The organism is Ruegeria sp. CDSB029 (genome assembly GCF_059611125.1).
The window spans coordinates 256976-274628 of record NZ_JBXWOX010000003.1 but is presented as its reverse complement, the minus strand read 5'-3'; the positions used below and the strand labels follow the sequence as shown (position 1 = coordinate 274628).

Here is a 17653-nt window from a genome sequence, read left to right as displayed (position 1 = left end):
TTTTTGCACGTAAGGCAGGCTTACTCGGCCTTTTGCGCCTCTACCGAAATACGAACCTCAACCTCATCGCTAACAAACGGTGCGAACTGTCCCAGATCGAACTCGCTGCGGACCAGTGTGGTGGTGGCATCAAATCCGGCCCAGGGCTTGCCCGCCATCGGATGCTCGCCAACCTGGTTCAGATTCGCGTCCAGAACGACCGACTTGGTCACGCCATTCATGGTCAGATCGCCGGTGATGTTCGCGGTGTTTTCACCGGTGACTTCGATACCGGTCGAGGTGAACGAAATCAGGTCACCCTCGGCGACGCCAAAAAAGTCTTCGGTCATGAAGTGATCTTCGCGCGGCTTCCAGCCGGTGATCATTTCGACCACTGGCATCGACACGCTCACGCTGGAATCTGCCGGGTTTTCCTGATCGAACATGATCTCGCCCTCAAAGCCCGAGAACATGCCAGTCGTGGTGGAAAAACCAAGGTGGTTATAGTTGAAGACAACCTGGCTGTGGCTGGGGTCCAAAACGTATTTCTCGGCGCTTGCAAACGCCGAGGTCGCCGATACGGCCAGTGCAGCAGCAAGAAGGGTGGATTTCATGACTATCTCCAAAAATGTTGTGAGTGCAAACCAGTTGGAATGCTCAACAACAAAAATGTGCCGCCCTTGGGCGGCACACAAGACTTATTCTCTAACAATTTCTGTTCCTAAATGAACAGAAGTGAAAATCAGGCGAAGATCGTTACACTTCCGCTCAATTGGCCCTTCAGCGCTCGGCCAACATCCGCCGATTGTAGCGGCAATTTCATCAGCAGGCTACCGTCCACGTCATAGAGTTCGACCTGATCATCATCGAACCGGGCACCACCCAGGGTGTCATAGCTGCGGCGCAGTACTGTCTGAGGACGCCCGTTTTCATTCTTTTGCAGCACGCGTACTTCGCGGCGGATCGGATCAAAATAGGCATCGGGGCGCGCATCGAGCACCTGAATGGTCAGCAGGCTGACACCGATCAGTAGGAACGTCAGCGACGCAGCCAGCTTGATCGGCCAAACCTCGGTTGCCATCACCGCACCCGACATCAGCCACATGGAAAACGCCACAATGATCAAAAACGCCCCGGCGACGCGTGCCAGAATAGTGCGTGCCCTCCAATTCGGCGCAAATGCGATAAGAATTGGAACCGATTGATCATAAGTCGTGCTATTCGCAGACTTCTCGATGGTATTCGTGTTCATCGCGGTCATTTCTCTGTACCCTAGTTCACGTTGCCGTCTTTGGTTCGGTCTGTCCGGTTAGTTCCCGGTATGTAAAACAACTTTGAGCCGAAAAGAGTCAGGAATTGGGCAGCGCAATGGAAATAGCGCGACTTCACCAAGGCATGTGTGACGGCCCTTGCCCCCCGACGCGAATGGTGTATATGGGGCCATCCTTCGCAAGAGTTATGAATCGCGCAGCCTCTCGTGGCAGGGTCGCGAAGGACGAACCGGCCCCGCCTTTGAAATGCGCCTTGATATAAACAGGAGTGCACATGCCACTGTATGAGCATGTAATGATCGCGCGTCAGGACCTGTCCAACGCGCAGGCAGAAAGCCTCGTCGAACATTTCGGCACCGTTCTGGCTGACAACGGCGGCAACGTCGTCGAAAGCGAGTACTGGGGCGTCAAGACGATGGCCTACAAGATCAACAAGAACCGCAAGGGTCACTATTCCTTCCTGAAGACAGACGCCCCCGCTGGCGCCGTTCAGGAAATGGAGCGCCTGATGCGCCTGCATGACGATGTTATGCGCGTTCTGACCATCAAGGTCGACGAGCACAACGAGGGCCCTTCGGTCCAGATGCAGAAGCGCGACGAGCGCGAAGGCCGCCGCGAGCGCCGCTGATCAACGCCTGACGAAAGGACATATACCATGGCCGCAAAACCATTTTTCCGCCGCCGCAAGGTCTGCCCGTTCTCGGGCGATAACGCGCCGAAGATCGATTACAAAGACACCCGTCTGCTGCAACGCTACATCTCTGAGCGTGGCAAGATCGTTCCCTCGCGCATCACCGCCGTTTCGGCGAAAAAGCAGCGTGAACTGGCCCGTGCTATCAAGCGCGCCCGCTTCCTCGCCCTGCTGCCCTACGCTGTGAAGTAAGGAGAGACTGAAATGCAAGTTATCCTGCTGGAACGCGTTGCGAAACTGGGTCAGATGGGCGACGTCGTTGACGTCAAGCCTGGCTACGCCCGCAACTTTCTGCTGCCCCAAGGCAAAGCGCTGAGCGCATCGAACGCCAACATCGCGTCGTTCGAAGCCCAGAAAGCGCAGCTTGAGGCGCGCAACCTGGAAACCAAGAAAGAAGCTGAAGCTCTGGCTGAAAAGCTGGACGGTCAGCAGTTCATCGTGATCCGCTCGGCATCGGATGCTGGTGCTCTGTACGGTTCGGTCACCCCGCGTGACGCCGCAGATGCCGCAACCGAGGCTGGCTTCACCGTCGACAAAAAGCAGATCGCTCTGATCGCACCGATCAAAGAGCTGGGCCTGCACTCGCTGGCGGTCAAGCTGCACCCCGAAGTCGAAGTCAAGATCCAGATGAACGTTGCCCGCTCGCAAGAAGAAGCCGAACTGCAGGCTTCGGGCAAGTCGATCCAGGAACTGGCTGCCGAAGAAGAGGCCGCCGCAGAATTCGAAATCGCCGAACTGTTTGACGATATCGGATCCGCAGCTTCTGACGATGACGATCTGGTTGCCGAAGAGGCCCCGGCTGAGGAAGACGAAGCCAAAGCCTGATCTGGCTACTTTTGAAAGATTGATTGGCCGCGCTGAAAGGCGCGGCCTTTTTTGTGTTCGACCCTCAGGCCGTGACAACGAGCGACGTCCGGCCCGACCATGAATCTGGATGGAAATTGTGCTATCCTATGGTCACGCGGCCCCTGCCGCCCCAGCCGTATTTTTTTGAAGTTCATTTTATTAGCAAATTGCGTGATCGCGCATCTGGGCGGACCGCGATCCGGCAGGAGAAACCACCATGGCATCCTTGTGCGACTACATCGTTGTGAACGACGGCTCATTCTCTTTAAACCCAGGAGAAAGCCAAACCTTCAGCGACCCAATCCCTTCCAACCTGATCATCGGAACCAACCGCGCGAAACCGATCCTCGCCTTCAAAGCCTGGGCAACGCCGTCCGAAGGGGCCTTTCAGATCGAGATAAACGATACCTTTATCTACGGCCCATCCATGTCGGGCGGCGACATTCGTGGATTATGGGAGACCTTCCCCGGAACTGTTCTGAACCCGGGGATCAATAACACCGTTCAGTTTCGCGCGACAGAGAACAAGATCTGGTTTGCGGATATCATTTTGTGGTTCCAGGTCGATATGTGACAACCCGTCTTTTCGAGCTGATCAATAAGGAACACTCTGGCACCGGATTGTGACGCAGCGAGACCCGGCATAAATCAGCACGCGGGCTGGCTGTCTGCTTGCGGTTGCGTTCGGCAGGACTATCATGCCCCAAACCCCATCCGGAGACTACACATGCCCCACTACACGCGACGCGCTCTACTTGTTGCATTACTCGGCGCACCTGCCCTGGCTGCCTGCGGTGGCCTGGATGGCAAGCAGAGCTCTCGCAATGCCCCTTTTGATCCGCCGCTATACCCCAACGAAACCCCTGAATTGCGCGCCTCAATCAACAAGTGGGCTGACCATTATGAATTGCCACGCGAGCTGTTGCACAAGCTCGCCATAAGGGAAAGCACGCACCGGCCATGGGCGGTCAACAGCCCCTATTACGGGTTGCTGCAGATCCTACCCGCGACAGCGCGATCCATGGGGTACAAAGGCAACGCACAGGGTTTGTTGGATGCAGACACCAATCTGGAGTTCGCCGGAAAATACCTGCGTGGGGCGTGGCTCTTGTCAGATGGCGACCAGAAGCGGGCTATCTTCCTTTATGCCAAAGGTTACTACCCCGAGGCGAAGGCCGCCGGGATGCTGGTTGAAACTGGCCTAAGGTCAGAGTGACGTTGGGTAAGGATATAACTTGTCATTAGCGTAAAGGTTGCAATAATGACTTATGCAATCGCTAAGGTATTCTGTTGCCATAACCACGCATTATGCTTAAGCGATATGTATAATTAGCTTGCGTCAGGCACCACAGTTGACGCAACGTATTCGGTGAAATGGACAGACTTGGCATTTCTTTGGGGAAAGATTTGCCGCCGCAAAGGTTGGACAGGTGAAACTTATAGACTTGGCCGCGATCGACCACGAGGAAAAGTCGGCAGCCGACATAATTAATGCTGTCTGCGATGAATTGGGATTCGATTACGCATCTTACGCCACTTTTAACCCTGTAAAGGGTGATGTTCAGGGATATGCCAACTACCCGGACGAATGGAAGATTCACTATGGCAGCCAAGGTTTCCACCATTTCGATCCGACCTTGTATCAATCTGCGCTCAGCATCGCTCCGGTGGACTGGGGCAGATTTAATCACGACGAAAAGTTCCATTCGGTTTTTCGGGATGCGCATGATTTTGGCATTACTTCCCGTGGCTTAACCGTTCCGGTACGTGGCCCGTACGGGGAATGTGGCCTGCTGAATGTGACCCGAAATTGCTCGGATTCCGAGTGGGCAAAGCTGAAGAAACATGTGATGGGGGACCTGCAGATGGCCGCAGTTACAGCGCATGATACCGTGATGCAGTCTGGCCTGTTGGCCAAAGCGCTCTATTTACCAGCTCTTTCGACGCGAGAGAAAGAGATCCTGCAGTGGGTTGCGGATGGAAAATCACAGCAGGACATCGGTGATATCCTGTCAATTTCACACCGAACCGTCGAAGTTCACATGCGGTCTGGCCGCGAAAAAATGGGCGCGTTGACAACACCGCAAGCCATTGGAAGAGCTATTGGATTGGGCCTAATTGCCCCAGGATAATCAAAAAAAATTAAAAAATACGGGAAACCCCCAATAGTCTTAGCTCAAATCTAAGTTAACGTCATCCTTACGGTAACCAGACTGTAGGGGGATGGAAATGATCATCGTAATTGATGGTATCAACCAAAATAAGTTTAAGCATGTCTTGGACGAGATGTACAAACTGCGCGCGCGCGTTTTCGGCGACCGCCTTGGTTGGGATGTAAACATTGTCGATGGGCGCGAACGCGACCATTTTGACGACCTTCATCCAGCACATGTAGTCAGCATCAACGACGAGGGGGACGTCGTTGGGTGCATGCGACTACTGCAAACGACCGGGCCACACATGCTGTCCGACGTTTTTCATTCAATTCTGGACGGCGAACCGCCGATCCGCAGCGCGCAGGTCTGGGAAGCAACCCGGTTTTGCGTCGATACCAAAAAGCTTGGGCGAGGACGCGGAGAAAACTCCGTTTCTTACGTCACCAGCGAGGTAATGATCGGCTCGTTCGAATATGCCAAGATGGCCGGTGTTCTGGACTCTATCGCCGTGATCGACCCGGTGATGAACCGCGTCCTGCAACGATCCGGCAATGCGCCTTACGATTATCTTGGAACTGCCAAGCCGATGGGTAAGGTTGTCGCCATGGCTGCGTTGATGGATTGCTCGGACGAACGGATCGCTGGAATTCGGGATTACGCCGACATTGAACACGATGTCTTCCTGACCGACGAACAGGCTCTGGAACTGGTCGAACGGGCAAAGGCCAAGCCAAGTGCCGCGAATTATGACCACCAGCCTCTGACGCAGTTGGAAAAATACTTTGTCGAACAGATGAGTTCGGCAACATCGAAAGCCGAAGTTGATTCAGTGCTGAAACTGATCGAAGCGCTTTCGGACCGCTTCACGCCGGAGCAGAAGACCGCTCTGCTAAGAACCCCCCGTGCTTTTGCTCATGAGGCCTGACCCCCTCACCTCATAGGTTAAAGCCACCCAAGCGGAGCCGTCTTTTTCCAGACGGCTCCGTATTTTTTTGTGCCCATGGGGATGGGCGGACGAGGATTACTCCTCGTCCAGTGCCTCGACGGCTTTCTGCAGATCGTCTTTGCTGACTTCTTTGTCCGCGACCTGAGCCAGTTCAAAGACATAGTCGATGACTTTGTCTTCGAAGATCGGCGCGCGCAGCTGTTGCTGCATCTGAGCGTTCTGCTGCACGAATTCAAAGAACTGACGTTCCTGACCAGGGTACTGACGTGCCTGGTTCATGATCGCTTGGGTCATCTCGGAGTCGGTGACCTCAACCTCGGCCTTCTGACCCAGTTCAGCCAACAGTAGGCCCAGACGCACGCGGCGTTCGGCCAGCTTGTTGTGCTCGTCTGTGGGCTCGATCTCGGCGTGGTCGTGACCTTCCACTTCCGGATTTTCCTCGTGCCACAGCTGATGTGCGATCTGCTTGGCTTCGGCTTCAACCAGCGACGGAGGCAGGTCGAACGAGACCTTCTCGTCCAGCGCGTCCAGCAGGCCACGCTTCATAACCGCGCGGGATGCACCGGAATATTCCGCTTCCAGACGCTCGGCGATTTGACCTTTCAGTGCGGCCAGATCTTCTGCGCCGAACTTGGTCGCCAGCTCGTCGTTTACTTCTGCAGCAACGGGTTCCTTCACCTCTTTGATGGTGCAGGTGAATACGGCGTCTTTACCGGCCAGATGCTCTGCGCCGTATTCCTCGGGGAAGGAAACGTTGACGTCTTTGACTTCTTCGGCCTTCACGCCAACCAGCTGCTCTTCGAAGCCGGGGATGAAGCTGTTGGAACCCAGAACCAGCGGATAGTCTTCAGCCGAACCGCCTTCGAACTCTTCGCCGTCAACTTTGCCGACGAAGTCGATCACAACCTGATCGCCGTCTTTGGCTTTGGAACCCTTGCGGCGCGCTTTGAAATCCTGAGCGGTTTCGGCCAGATTGTTCAGGGCTTCTTCGATGGCTGCGTCGTCTGCTTTGACGACCAGCTTCTCCAGCTCGACAGATTTCAGATCAACTTCGGGGATCGCGGGCAGCGCCTCATAGGACATTGCGACCTCGACGTCGTCGCCTTCTTTCCAGTCTTCGTTGGTCATTTTGACCTCAGGCTGAAGCGCAGGGCGCTCGCCGCTGTCTTCAAAATGCTGGTTCATCGCACCATCGATGCTTTCCTGCATCGCTTCGCCCAACAGGCGCTGACCGAACTGCTTTTTCAGCAATGCCATCGGCACTTTGCCTTTGCGGAAACCCTTCATTTCGACTTCCGGCTGCGCTTCGACCAGTTTCTCGTTAACTTTGTCGTCCAGCTCGGCTGCGGATACGATGATATTGTAGCCGCGTTTCAGACCTTCGTTCAGCGTCTCGGTAACCTGCATTATGGTAGTCCCCATAGGATTCGGGGCGCGCAAAACGGCGCGCCGGGCAAATTTGACGCCTTCTATTTGCCCAGCCGCTTACGTGCAAGAGGCAATGGCCAGATCAGCCTTGTTTTGCCGCCGATTTGAACAAAAAAAACGCCCCAGCCAGACTGGGGCGCCGTTAGTTTACGGGGAAACGTCGTCAGAACTTCCAGAGCGCACCCAGTACCCAGGCTTCGTTCTTGTCAAAGTCGACCGTGTCGTCGAAATCGTGGTTACGGTATTTCAGGTAGGCGTCTGTGTTGATCGCGTCGATCCGCTGGACAACGGCAATACCCCAGGACTTGGTGCTGGACCCCTGATTTTCAAAATCAGAACCGTCGAAATAGTCGATACCAACGCCGGTTTTACCCCAGGACACCCAATCCCCTTCATAAGCAAGTTTAGTGTACCAATAGTCCGGGTCGCTGGCGCCGGTAGAGGTATCGTCCCGCGTGCCGAGGGCTGCAGTAAAGCTGAACCCGCTGGGCAACAGGACCGACGCGGACCCGATGGTATCCTTGCGCTCGCCGGGTTGGCCGTCGAAATCCCTTACTGCGTAGGCAAGGCTCGCTGCGAACTCGACACCGTTGGTGAAAGTGTTCCGGTACTTGACCGCAAGATCGTAATAATCGTCGTCGTCGCTGCTGGACAGGATGTTCTGACCATAAGCAATCGCCGCTGAGAAGCCATTGAAATCGGGCGTGTCATACCGGACCCTGCCCCGACGCGCGCCATCAAAGTTGCTGGCCGAGTCGCCAACGGTGATGCCACTCAGGATACCATCTGCTCCCCGGTAGAAAAAAGCGCCGTTTTCATCGTTCGTGAAAGAATACAAAGCCGTCCCGACGTAGGACAAATCAGTCTCGGCAGCTCCGTCCGAGGCCATACTGCCCTGACCGGCAGAGAACTTGCCGTATCCACCCTTGAGTGAGAAATCGACGTGGCGGATATCTTCCCGGCTCCAACCGTTGGTGTTGGTACCATCCTGGTTGGCTGTCCCGGTACTTGGCAGACCCAGACCGGTTTCAAACCGGAACATGAACTCATTGCTGCCATAGGGTTGCATGACGCGCAAACCTACGCGGCTGTTGGACAGGTCATTGTCCAACAACCGGGTCTCGGTCTCCTGGCCGTCATCGACCGATACGATCACCGGATCGAGCTGACCGTACAGCACCACATAACCGCCGCTGTTGTTTTCGTACTTTAGTTCAGCAGAAGCAGGGATCGCCGTGGTCATCGCCAGAACAGCGGCAACCGAGGGGAGTTTCAAATTCACTGTCATTTTATTCACCTTGAACGTTTCGTTTGTGGCAACCGCCAAAAGAAAAACCGATGTGACGGGCCACTCCGCAAGGAACCGAGTTAGTCGCGTTTAGAGTTTCTGCCTTACGGCTCAAATCGGCAGAAAGTAAATTTTAATCATATCAAAGATTTGGCCACCAAGATTTCGTTGGTAGGAAAATCCACGTACAAGTCTGCCACTCTGTCCGAAGTCTTTCAAAAGGAATGACATGCACTGATGCGTATACGTGCGGCCATTTCTTGCCGAGCGCTGAAAAAAGCAGCTAATTTCCGCCCATGCGTCATTTAGCCAAACTTTGAAAAACCGCAGGTAATTGCTCGGGTAAGTCCTCGGCAATCAGCCCGGGGCCAAATTGGCGCGCGCATTCAACATGCAGCCAGGCTGCCGTTTCCGCTGCCTGCATTGGGGCGAACCCTCGCGCCAGCAACCCGGTGATAAACCCGGCGAGCACATCGCCAGAGCCAGCCGTCGCCAACCACGGTGCCGAACGCTCATAATGGGCCGAATTGATCGCACAGCGCCCATCCGGTGCGGCAATCACCGTGTCCGGCCCCTTGAACAGAACCACACACCCTGCCCGCGTGGCCGCCTCACGCGTTGCGTCGACCTTGGAATAGGCCGGGCCTCTGGTGGGAACCGCCTTGAGCTTTTCAGATATGTCAGGGAACAGCCGTGCGAACTCTCCACCATGCGGTGTGAGAACGCATTTATCGTGCAATTGGTCAAACAGAGCCGCAGGGTCGTCCGCAAACGCGGTCAAAGCGTCCGCATCCAAAACTGTCGCCCGATTTGCAGCCAGAGCAACCGGAACCAACGCCTGCGCACGCTCCAATCCCAGACCGGGGCCAAGACAAAGCGCATTCAACCGCTCGTCGTTGAGAACATCGGACAACCCCTCACCACCCTCAACCCGTTGCAACATGATGGCCGTGACCTGCGCCGCAACTTCCATCTGCGCGGCCGGCGGGACACCCAACGTTACCAACCCGGCCCCAATCCGCAAAGCACCGCGCGCTGCCAATCGCGCCGCGCCAGTCTTTCCGGAGTCACCAGAAATAATCAGGGCGTGACCATGAGAGTACTTGTGCATCGCTTTGTTCGTTCGGAGATTGGAAGGGTACTTTTCTGACACTTGCCAGCGGGAATTCCCGGTCTCGTATTGAATGGAAGAGTTCCGTCGAAAAGACGGAACAAAATCGGCAATTCCAATTTCCTTGACCTTCAACGTTTCCGCCTGATCCGCCAAAAGGCCAATTTTTTGGCCAAGCCGCTTGCGTTCGAACGTTACAATGAGACCGACGACCTCGGGTCCATCGTAGAACTGTGTTTCCTCGTCCAGAAACTTCCCGCTATCGGAACAATATCCAGAGGGAACATCGATAGCCACATCAATGCCAACCTTGAACATCTCACGGCAAAACGCCTTGGCGTCTCCAGAAAGCGGTCGCGACAACCCTGTTCCGAACACGGCGTCAATAACAAGGTCAAAGTCGGCTTTCAGCAATTCGCCCGCTACTGGATTACTGCCTTCGATATCTCCAATTTTGCTCCACCGTTCACAGTTCGCCTTCGCATCCGGCGGCAACTTTTCCGGATCGCCAAACAGAAAAACCTCGATCTCCCAACCCCACTCTTTCAACAGCCGCGCAACGACGAACCCATCACCGCCATTGTTGCCGGGACCGCACAAAACCACGGCAGTGCCAGACGTTCTTGACAGTTCAGGCCACTCCTCGAAAATCGCCTCGACGACCCCGCGACCGGCTCGCTCCATCATTTCCAGCCCGGTCACCTGACCTGACTCAATCGCCGCTGTTTCAATTGCTCGCATCTGCGCCGCTGTCAGCAATTCCGTCATCTCAAATCCCTTGGCGATTCAATTTCGCTTATTTTTTGTGCAAGTCGATCAAAATTTGACCCATCGCCTAGTTTCTCAACACCTTGTATGGGCCGATATCGCAATCACATTGCCGCCCGATTTTAGACGTGGTCAGTGCCTGACTGACAAGAGTTAATAGGAGCCCGGGATGAAGAAGATCGAAGCGATCATCAAGCCGTTCAAACTCGATGAGGTTAAAGAGGCGCTGCAGGACGTCGGCGTCCAGGGTCTCAGCGTGATCGAGGTTAAGGGCTTTGGCCGTCAAAAGGGCCACACCGAACTGTATCGCGGCGCGGAGTACGTCGTCGATTTCCTGCCCAAGGTGAAGGTCGAGGTTGTGCTGGACGACGATCAGGTCGACGCAGCCATCGACGCCATCGTCGCGGCCGCAAAGACCGACAAGATCGGCGACGGCAAAATCTTTGTCTCGCCTGTTGAACAAGCCATTCGCATTCGGACCGGGGAAACCGGCCCGGAAGCACTGTAACAAACTCAAAGCAGAGGAATATTAAGTTATGAGCAAGGACGCAGTTCTTCAGCTGATCAAAGACGAGGACGCCGAGTACGTCGACGTTCGCTTCACTGATCCCCGCGGCAAGCTTCAGCACGTCACGCTGATGGCCGACCAGGTTGACGAAGACTTCCTGGAAGAAGGCTTCATGTTCGACGGTTCGTCCATCGCGGGCTGGAAGTCGATCGAAGCATCGGACATGAAACTGATGGTCGATACCGACAGCGCCTATGTCGATCCGTTCTACGCGGAAAAAACCATCTGTGTGCACTGCTCGGTTGTCGAACCCGACACCGGTGAAGCTTATGAACGTGACCCGCGCGGCACAGCCCAGAAAGCCGAAGCTTACCTGAAAGCGTCCGGTATCGGCGACGTTGCTTACATGGGGCCCGAGGCCGAATTCTTCCTGTTCGATGATGTCCGTTTTTCGAACAGTATCAACAAAGTATCATACGAAGTTGATGCAACCGATGCGTCGTGGAACACCGACACCGAGTACGAGATGGGCAACATGGGCCATCGTCCGGGCGTCAAGGGCGGCTACTTCCCGGTCAACCCCATCGACGAAGCGCAGGACCTGCGCTCGGAAATGCTGTCGACCATGAAGCGTCTGGGTATGAAGGTCGACAAGCACCACCACGAGGTTGCCTCGTGCCAGCACGAGCTGGGCTTGATCTTCGACAGCCTGACCAAACAGGCGGACGAGCTGCAGAAGTACAAATACATCATCCACAACGTCGCGCACGCATACGGCAAGTCGGCCACGTTCATGCCGAAGCCGATCGCAGGTGACAACGGCACTGGTATGCACGTGAACATGTCGATCTGGAAAGACGGCAAGCCACTGTTCGCAGGCGACAAATACGCCGATCTGTCGGATGAGGCACTCTACTTCATCGGCGGCATCCTGAAGCACGCCAAAACGCTGAACGCCTTCACCAACCCGGCAACCAACAGCTACAAGCGTCTGATCCCGGGCTTTGAGGCCCCAGTTCTGCGCGCCTATTCGGCCCGTAACCGTTCGGGTTGCGTCCGTATTCCGTGGACCGAAAGCCCGAAAGCCAAGCGCGTTGAGGCTCGTTTCCCCGATCCAGCGGCGAACCCCTACCTGGCATTTGCCGCTCTGCTGATGGCTGGTCTGGACGGCATCAAGAACAAGATCGATCCGGGCGAAGCCATGGACAAGAACCTGTACGATCTGCCTGCCGAAGAACTGGCCGACATCCCGACCGTCTGCGGCAGCTTGCGCGAAGCTCTGGAAGCTCTGGCATCGGATCACGACTTCCTGCTGCAGGGTGACGTGTTCACCAAGGACCAGATCGACGGCTACATCGCACTGAAGATGGAAGAAGTCGAAACCTACGAGCACACCCCGCACCCGGTTGAATACGGCATGTACTACAGCTGCTGATCCCGTTCAGGGTTAGAATACTCAAGGGCGTCCATTTGGGCGCCCTTGTTTCGTTTGGTACGATCTCTCACACTCGGCCCACCCGGTTAGGAGAGATCGCATGTCATCAGACGCCCCCTTTTCTCAATTCACAGATTTCGTGACTTCGAGCGATGAACTGGAGCGAATAACCGGCGCGCCCCTGCCCCAGATCATCGCCAAAGAGCTGTCCGGGCTGGATCAGATGTGTCGCGACTTTATTGCCAAGTCCACATTCTGCCTGATCGCATCAGCCAATCCAGGTGGTCATCTGGACATCTCGCCCCGAGGTGATCCAGAAGGGTTCGTAAATGTGTTATCCGACACCCTGATCGCAATCCCTGACCGACCCGGCAACAAGCGCGTGGATACGTTCCACAATATTTTGCTGGACCCACGCGTCAGCCTGATATTCTTCGTGCCGGGCAAGATGGAAACTCTGCGCCTTCGTGGCACTGCCCGTCTATGCAAAGATCGCGACTTGCTGGATAGCATGGCGATAAACAACCGCTCGCCGAAACTGGCCTTGGTCATCCATGTCGAGACAGTGTTCGCACACTGCCCCAAATGTGTGATCCGCGCGAACCTGTGGCGGCCGGAGGAATGGCCGGATTCGTCTGAGTTACCGAACATGAACGCGATGATGGTCAAACACGCCAAGATAGACAAAACGCCTGAAGAGTGGTTTGAAAGCTTGAAAGGTACCGGAGAGTTGGACCTGTACTAACCTCTTTTCGGATTAGCGAATGCCACGTACCCTATCCATAACATTTCACTTGCCTGGATTTCACTGATGCTGCGATTTGCCCTTATACTTGCCCTGTCCCTTCCCACAGTTGCAGCCGCCGCTCCTTGCGGAAACACCAGTAACGGCTTCGAAGCATGGAAAAAGGACTTTGCGAAACAGGCCAAGCGTGCTGGCGTCAAAAAGAAGGGGCTGCAGGCGCTGGCACAAACGCAGTACGCCACGCGCACGATCGCTGCGGACCGCAATCAGAAAAGCTTTAAATATTCCTTGGACAAGTTCATGCGCGTACGCGGGGCAGACACCATCGTGGCGCAGGGGCGCAAACGTAAAGCACGCAACCCGCAATTCTATGCAGCACTCGAACGCCAATACGGCGTACCGGCCGGGGTACTGATCGCCATTCACGGCATGGAAACCGGGTTCGGAAACTTCATGGGGGACAGTCAGGTTGTTTCCGCAATCACAACACTGGCCTATGACTGCCGCAGGTCCGAATTTTTCATTCCTCACGCAATCGGAGCGCTGAAGCTGGTCGATCAAGGCAGCATTACGACAGCGACAAAAGGGGCAAAACATGGCGAACTTGGGCACACCCAGTTCCTGCCGGGCAATGCCATGCAATACGGGGTTGATGCCACCGGCGACGGTCAGGTCGACTTTTACAATATGACGGATGCATTGGCCTCAACCGCCAATTTTCTGCGTAAGAAGGGCTGGAAACCTGGTCGGGGCTATCAACAGGGTCAGCCAAACTTTGCTGTCATTCAACAGTGGAATGCCGCCTCGGTTTACCAACAATCCATTGCAATAATGGCTGCCCGAATCGACGGTTGAAGCAGGCTCGGGATTCCGGCAGTTACACCCGATTTCGGCCACATTGTCGCCACAGACGTCAAAAAGCCCTTAAAATGCCTAGGTTTCCATAGCGTAATCAATCCCCGCGATTTCTCATTTTTTTCCATTTTTGCCCAAATCTGCCCCAGATCGCTTGCTAGATTGTTTCCAAACACAGGATGCGACAAAGGACAGCGCAGTGACTCCGAAGCACAGCTATCACGGTGGTCTGCAATTCAACGGTAAGACCGAAAACGCGGTCGAGCGGTTCAGCGACATCGTTGCCAAGACCCTTGCGGACTATGGTCACCTGGTCGAGCGTAAGTCTCTGCAGAACGACACCGAAGCAAGCATTGTGTCCAGCCAGTATTTGGTGCGCCTGACGCTGGATACCAAGGTCGCCGAAACCGAAGACCGGTTCGATCGCCTCAACCGCGCTGCAGGTCTGAAGACAATCCAGAGACCTATTGTCACCCTGCCGAATAACCGGCTGACGATCACAGTGACTCCAGTTTCCCCCCTATTGGATGACAGCGAAGTTACCGAGCTGATGCTGGTCGTAATCCTTTACAGAATGGTTGACGTCTGCGCGACCCAGCGGGTCGAATGGCTGTCGCCCAACACCGTTTTGACTATCGAACAATTCATGAGCGCATTTGACACGCTGGCCCCAAGCAGGCCGCGTGACAGAAAGCAGATTTTCGAGGCAGTGACAGGCCCGTTTGCCGGACTGAATGTTACTGACGCAGAAGACCTGGATGAGCCAGAAAAAAAGGCGCTGACCCCAGTAGCCCGGCCAATCCAGCTGTCAGATGAGCAGTTGCTCAGCATCGCTTTTCGGACAGAACCTATCGAGCAGCCTACCGATCGGGACAACACGCCCCCCCTCGTCCACGAGCAACCCAGCGATATCCTCCGACTGACCAGTTGGGGATTGACGGGTGCCGTGGCAAGCGTGTCCGTCCCGATTGCGGCCTCTTTGGCCGCTGTGAACCTGATAAGGGGCGAAGACTTCCGCCTGAACACTCAGGTGCTGGTATATTCGGTCGCGATCTCCGCTCTCAGCACAAGCGGGGCACTTGCGGGCGCTGCCAGCGCGCTGGGCATGTAGCCTGGTATGAAATGACCCTCCTTGGAGGCCCCGCCATCAGGCGGGGTTTTCCATTTTTGACACCTGCTCTGCCGCCAGAACATATGTATGGATTGAGAAAACCACGGCCTGTGTCTCAGGCAGTCGCAACAGCGTCTGCCGCTCACTTCGCAGGAACCGCGCGTGTCCTGGTTTCTGCGGGGCCCGCCGGTCGTTTGCGCTGCGGGGTTGATGCAGCTCGGCGTCCTCATACCACAGCGCATTGAACCGCCACAGAGGGCGCCCCGGTTGTATCCCGTCAAACAAACGCTGAACCCGCCGGGCGATGTCGGCGTTGTAGCTGTCAACAGGCAGATGGATGTCGATCAGGGGCCGCATGAATTTTTCGGATAAACGCCAACTGGCAGGAAAACACAGGATGGCTCCAGTGAGCACGTGTTCATCCCCCTGCTTTTGCAGGATGCAGAAATCTTCCTGCGCCAATCGGCACAGCGTATCCAATGGCTGATCCTGATCGATCGAAACACCTGTCCCGTCCGGGCGAGCGACGTGATCTGTGCACTCGGGATAGACTTGGTTCAGGACAAGATCCAACAACTCCTGCGCAGCGGGTTTAGCACCTGCATCCATCGCCAGAACATCCGAACGATGACTGACCAAAAGGTCCTCGCGTCTTTGCATCTGGGCGGCGAACGCATCATCGTGGTGCAACCAGCTGTCCATGCTTGCTGGCTGAATGCCTGGCAATGGGCGTTTGTCCAACGGGTCATACGGAATTGAAGTCTGAAGAATGGTCGTCATGAATTTGACGTATCATCAGAATTTCCGCTTGTCGGTCAAAAAGCGACGAACGCACGGTCGCAAACCTTCAAGACGTCCGGAGATTGATTCTTCACGCTCAAAGAACAGGCAGGGAGACCCACCATGAACCGACACTACCGCGACACTCGCAAGATCGACCCGACCAAAGGTGCGACCCTTGGTGATGGCACCCCGAATGAAAACGACCGGATCGAGATCGGCCCGACGCAGCTTGCGTTTTCAGAATGGGAAAAGGCTGGCCTTGCCCTGCCCGATCTGGCCCGGATGCGCGAACACCGGTGGAAACGGATGACGCAGGCCATTGTCGATCGCGGCTATGGCGGGCTGTTGATGTTCGACCCGCTGAACATCCGTTATGCCACCGACAGCACCAACATGCAGTTGTGGAACACGCATAACCCTTTCCGCGCCGTCTTGCTGTGCGCCGACGGCTACATGGTGATTTGGGACTATAAGAACTCTCCGTTCCTTTCCATGTTCAACCCGCTGGTGCGCGAGCAACGATCCGGAGCTGATCTGTTCTACTTTGACCGCGGTGACAAAGTCGACGTGGCCGCGGACGTGTTCTCAAACGAGGTGCGCGTTCTGATCGAAGAACATGGTGGCGGCAACAAGCGCCTCGGCGTGGACAAGATCATGCTGCACGGCCTGCGTGCACTTGAGGCTCAAGGCTTCGAAATCATGGAAGGCGAAGAGGCTACTGAAAAGACCCGCGCCATTAAAGGTCCGGACGAAATCCTTGCCATGCGCTGCGCCAATCACGCCTGCGAAACCGCTGTGGCGGAAATGGAGAAATTCGCGCGCGCCAATGTGGGAGACGGCAAAACCTCGGAAGACGACATTTGGGCAGTTCTGCACGGCGAAAACATCCGGCGCGGCGGCGAATGGATCGAAACCCGCCTGCTGGCCTCGGGCCAGCGAACAAACCCGTGGTTTCAGGAATGCGGCCCCCGGATCACGCAACAGAACGAGATCATCGCTTTTGACACCGACCTCATCGGTTCATATGGCATCTGTATTGATATCTCGCGCACATGGTGGATCGGCGACGAAAAACCCCGGCCCGACATGGTCTATGCCATGCAGCACGCGCATGAGCATATCATGACCAATATGGAGATGCTGAAGCCCGGCGTGATGATCCCCGAACTGACGGCCAATGCGCATAAGCTGGACGACAAGTTCCAGGCGCAGAAATACGGCTGCCTGATGCACGGCGTCGGCTTGTGCGATGAGTGGCCTCTGGTTGCTTATCCGGACAAGGCAGTGGCGGGCTCTTACGACTACGCGCTCGAACCCGGCATGGTCCTGTGTGTTGAGGCTGCCGTTGGAGAGGTTGGCGGAGATTTCTCTATCAAGCTGGAGGATCAGGTTCTAATCACCGAGGACGGGTATGAGAACCTGACCACTTATCCCTTTGATCCGCAGCTCATGGGGCTGAGCTGACGTTTCAGTTCGACCAATGTGACCGTCTGACATTTCCGTGCCAGTCTTCGGACACGGGATCAAAAACCTGGGCCTCAGTGGATGTCACCGGCGGCAGAGTTTGACCAAGCGCAAATCCGATCACGCCGGTCAGGGCAATCACGGCCAGTATATCCGGGCGTAGAACCACGCCCCTTTGATCCATTGCAGTATGTGCCATTTGAACCTCCTGGGCTGCACGTGTGCGATGGTCGTAAGATGGGGGTGTGATATGAATTAGTAAAACAAA

The 17653-nt window shown here is 55.5% G+C and carries 20 protein-coding genes; 13 read left to right on the top strand and 7 right to left on the bottom strand.

The window, feature by feature from the left end; translation table 11 throughout:
- Positions 1-20 precede the first annotated feature (20 nt).
- Together AC2FI8_RS05740 and AC2FI8_RS05735 are read right to left on the bottom strand one after the other, a co-directional pair.
- The gene (locus AC2FI8_RS05740) at positions 21-593 is read right to left on the bottom strand and encodes a YceI family protein (RefSeq protein ID WP_496777739.1); all 573 of its coding nucleotides are present in this window, start codon (positions 591-593) and stop codon (positions 21-23) included.
- A 128-nt stretch (positions 594-721) separates the two neighbouring features.
- The gene (locus tag AC2FI8_RS05735; RefSeq protein WP_496723447.1) at positions 722-1240 is read right to left on the bottom strand and encodes a hypothetical protein; all 519 of its coding nucleotides are present in this window, start codon (positions 1238-1240) and stop codon (positions 722-724) included.
- A gap of 284 nt (positions 1241-1524) precedes the next feature.
- Here AC2FI8_RS05735 and rpsF point away from each other — a divergent pair, with 284 nt between their 5' ends.
- From rpsF to AC2FI8_RS05700, 7 genes are all read left to right on the top strand, one after another.
- Positions 1525-1878, top strand: a complete 354-nt coding sequence (gene rpsF, locus AC2FI8_RS05730; RefSeq protein WP_082637099.1) for a 30S ribosomal protein S6 — start codon at positions 1525-1527, stop codon at positions 1876-1878.
- Positions 1879-1905: 27 nt separating this feature from the next.
- Entirely contained in the window at positions 1906-2133 is a 228-nt protein-coding gene (gene rpsR / locus AC2FI8_RS05725) for a 30S ribosomal protein S18 (protein ID WP_005982441.1), read from the top strand.
- A 12-nt stretch (positions 2134-2145) separates the two neighbouring features.
- Positions 2146-2766 carry a 50S ribosomal protein L9 gene (rplI, locus tag AC2FI8_RS05720; RefSeq protein WP_496777736.1) on the top strand — a complete coding sequence of 207 codons (621 nt, stop codon included), beginning with the start codon at positions 2146-2148 and terminating at the stop codon, positions 2764-2766.
- A 238-nt stretch (positions 2767-3004) separates the two neighbouring features.
- On the top strand, positions 3005-3361 hold the full coding sequence (locus AC2FI8_RS05715; protein WP_496777731.1) for a hypothetical protein: 357 nt from the start codon (positions 3005-3007) through the stop codon (positions 3359-3361).
- 153 nt (positions 3362-3514) lie between these two features.
- Positions 3515-4003, top strand: coding sequence for a transglycosylase SLT domain-containing protein (locus AC2FI8_RS05710; RefSeq protein ID WP_496723451.1), 489 nt, complete (start codon positions 3515-3517; stop codon positions 4001-4003).
- A 214-nt stretch (positions 4004-4217) separates the two neighbouring features.
- Entirely contained in the window at positions 4218-4919 is a 702-nt protein-coding gene (locus tag AC2FI8_RS05705) for a LuxR family transcriptional regulator (protein WP_058274014.1), read from the top strand.
- Between the two features lie 97 nt (positions 4920-5016).
- A complete protein-coding gene (locus AC2FI8_RS05700; protein WP_496766963.1) occupies positions 5017-5868 on the top strand; it encodes an acyl-homoserine-lactone synthase in 852 nt (283 codons plus the stop codon).
- Between the two features lie 96 nt (positions 5869-5964).
- Here the strand turns inward: AC2FI8_RS05700 and tig are convergent, their stop codons facing one another.
- The 3 genes from tig to AC2FI8_RS05685 form a co-directional block, all read right to left on the bottom strand.
- A complete protein-coding gene (gene tig, locus AC2FI8_RS05695) occupies positions 5965-7296 on the bottom strand; it encodes a trigger factor (protein ID WP_496740435.1) in 1332 nt (443 codons plus the stop codon).
- Positions 7297-7480: 184 nt separating this feature from the next.
- Positions 7481-8605, bottom strand: a complete 1125-nt coding sequence (locus tag AC2FI8_RS05690; protein WP_496766962.1) for a porin — start codon at positions 8603-8605, stop codon at positions 7481-7483.
- 301 nt (positions 8606-8906) lie between these two features.
- Positions 8907-10484 carry an NAD(P)H-hydrate dehydratase gene (locus AC2FI8_RS05685; protein WP_496777728.1) on the bottom strand — a complete coding sequence of 526 codons (1578 nt, stop codon included), beginning with the start codon at positions 10482-10484 and terminating at the stop codon, positions 8907-8909.
- Between the two features lie 169 nt (positions 10485-10653).
- Here AC2FI8_RS05685 and AC2FI8_RS05680 point away from each other — a divergent pair, with 169 nt between their 5' ends.
- The 5 genes from AC2FI8_RS05680 to AC2FI8_RS05660 all read left to right on the top strand — a co-directional run bounded on the left by AC2FI8_RS05680 (position 10654) and on the right by AC2FI8_RS05660 (position 15138).
- Positions 10654-10992 carry a P-II family nitrogen regulator gene (locus tag AC2FI8_RS05680; protein ID WP_058274017.1) on the top strand — a complete coding sequence of 113 codons (339 nt, stop codon included), beginning with the start codon at positions 10654-10656 and terminating at the stop codon, positions 10990-10992.
- 28 nt (positions 10993-11020) lie between these two features.
- Positions 11021-12427 carry a type I glutamate--ammonia ligase gene (gene glnA / locus AC2FI8_RS05675; RefSeq protein ID WP_496723459.1) on the top strand — a complete coding sequence of 469 codons (1407 nt, stop codon included), beginning with the start codon at positions 11021-11023 and terminating at the stop codon, positions 12425-12427.
- Positions 12428-12527: 100 nt separating this feature from the next.
- A complete protein-coding gene (locus AC2FI8_RS05670; protein WP_496723461.1) occupies positions 12528-13172 on the top strand; it encodes an MSMEG_1061 family FMN-dependent PPOX-type flavoprotein in 645 nt (214 codons plus the stop codon).
- Between the two features lie 66 nt (positions 13173-13238).
- Positions 13239-14027, top strand: coding sequence for a lytic murein transglycosylase (locus AC2FI8_RS05665; protein ID WP_496723462.1), 789 nt, complete (start codon positions 13239-13241; stop codon positions 14025-14027).
- Between the two features lie 199 nt (positions 14028-14226).
- Positions 14227-15138 carry a hypothetical protein gene (locus tag AC2FI8_RS05660; RefSeq protein WP_496777724.1) on the top strand — a complete coding sequence of 304 codons (912 nt, stop codon included), beginning with the start codon at positions 14227-14229 and terminating at the stop codon, positions 15136-15138.
- A 36-nt stretch (positions 15139-15174) separates the two neighbouring features.
- Here the strand turns inward: AC2FI8_RS05660 and AC2FI8_RS05655 are convergent, their stop codons facing one another.
- On the bottom strand, positions 15175-15918 hold the full coding sequence (locus AC2FI8_RS05655; RefSeq protein ID WP_496777720.1) for a heme-dependent oxidative N-demethylase family protein: 744 nt from the start codon (positions 15916-15918) through the stop codon (positions 15175-15177).
- Positions 15919-16041: 123 nt separating this feature from the next.
- Here AC2FI8_RS05655 and dddP point away from each other — a divergent pair, with 123 nt between their 5' ends.
- Complete coding sequence (dddP, locus tag AC2FI8_RS05650) at positions 16042-17385, top strand: dimethylsulfonioproprionate lyase DddP (protein ID WP_496777717.1); 1344 nt, start codon at positions 16042-16044, stop codon at positions 17383-17385.
- A 4-nt stretch (positions 17386-17389) separates the two neighbouring features.
- On the opposite strand, the gene AC2FI8_RS05645 is transcribed toward dddP, so the two are convergent.
- On the bottom strand, positions 17390-17584 hold the full coding sequence (locus AC2FI8_RS05645; RefSeq protein ID WP_496723470.1) for a hypothetical protein: 195 nt from the start codon (positions 17582-17584) through the stop codon (positions 17390-17392).
- Between the last annotated feature and the right edge of the window lie 69 nt (positions 17585-17653).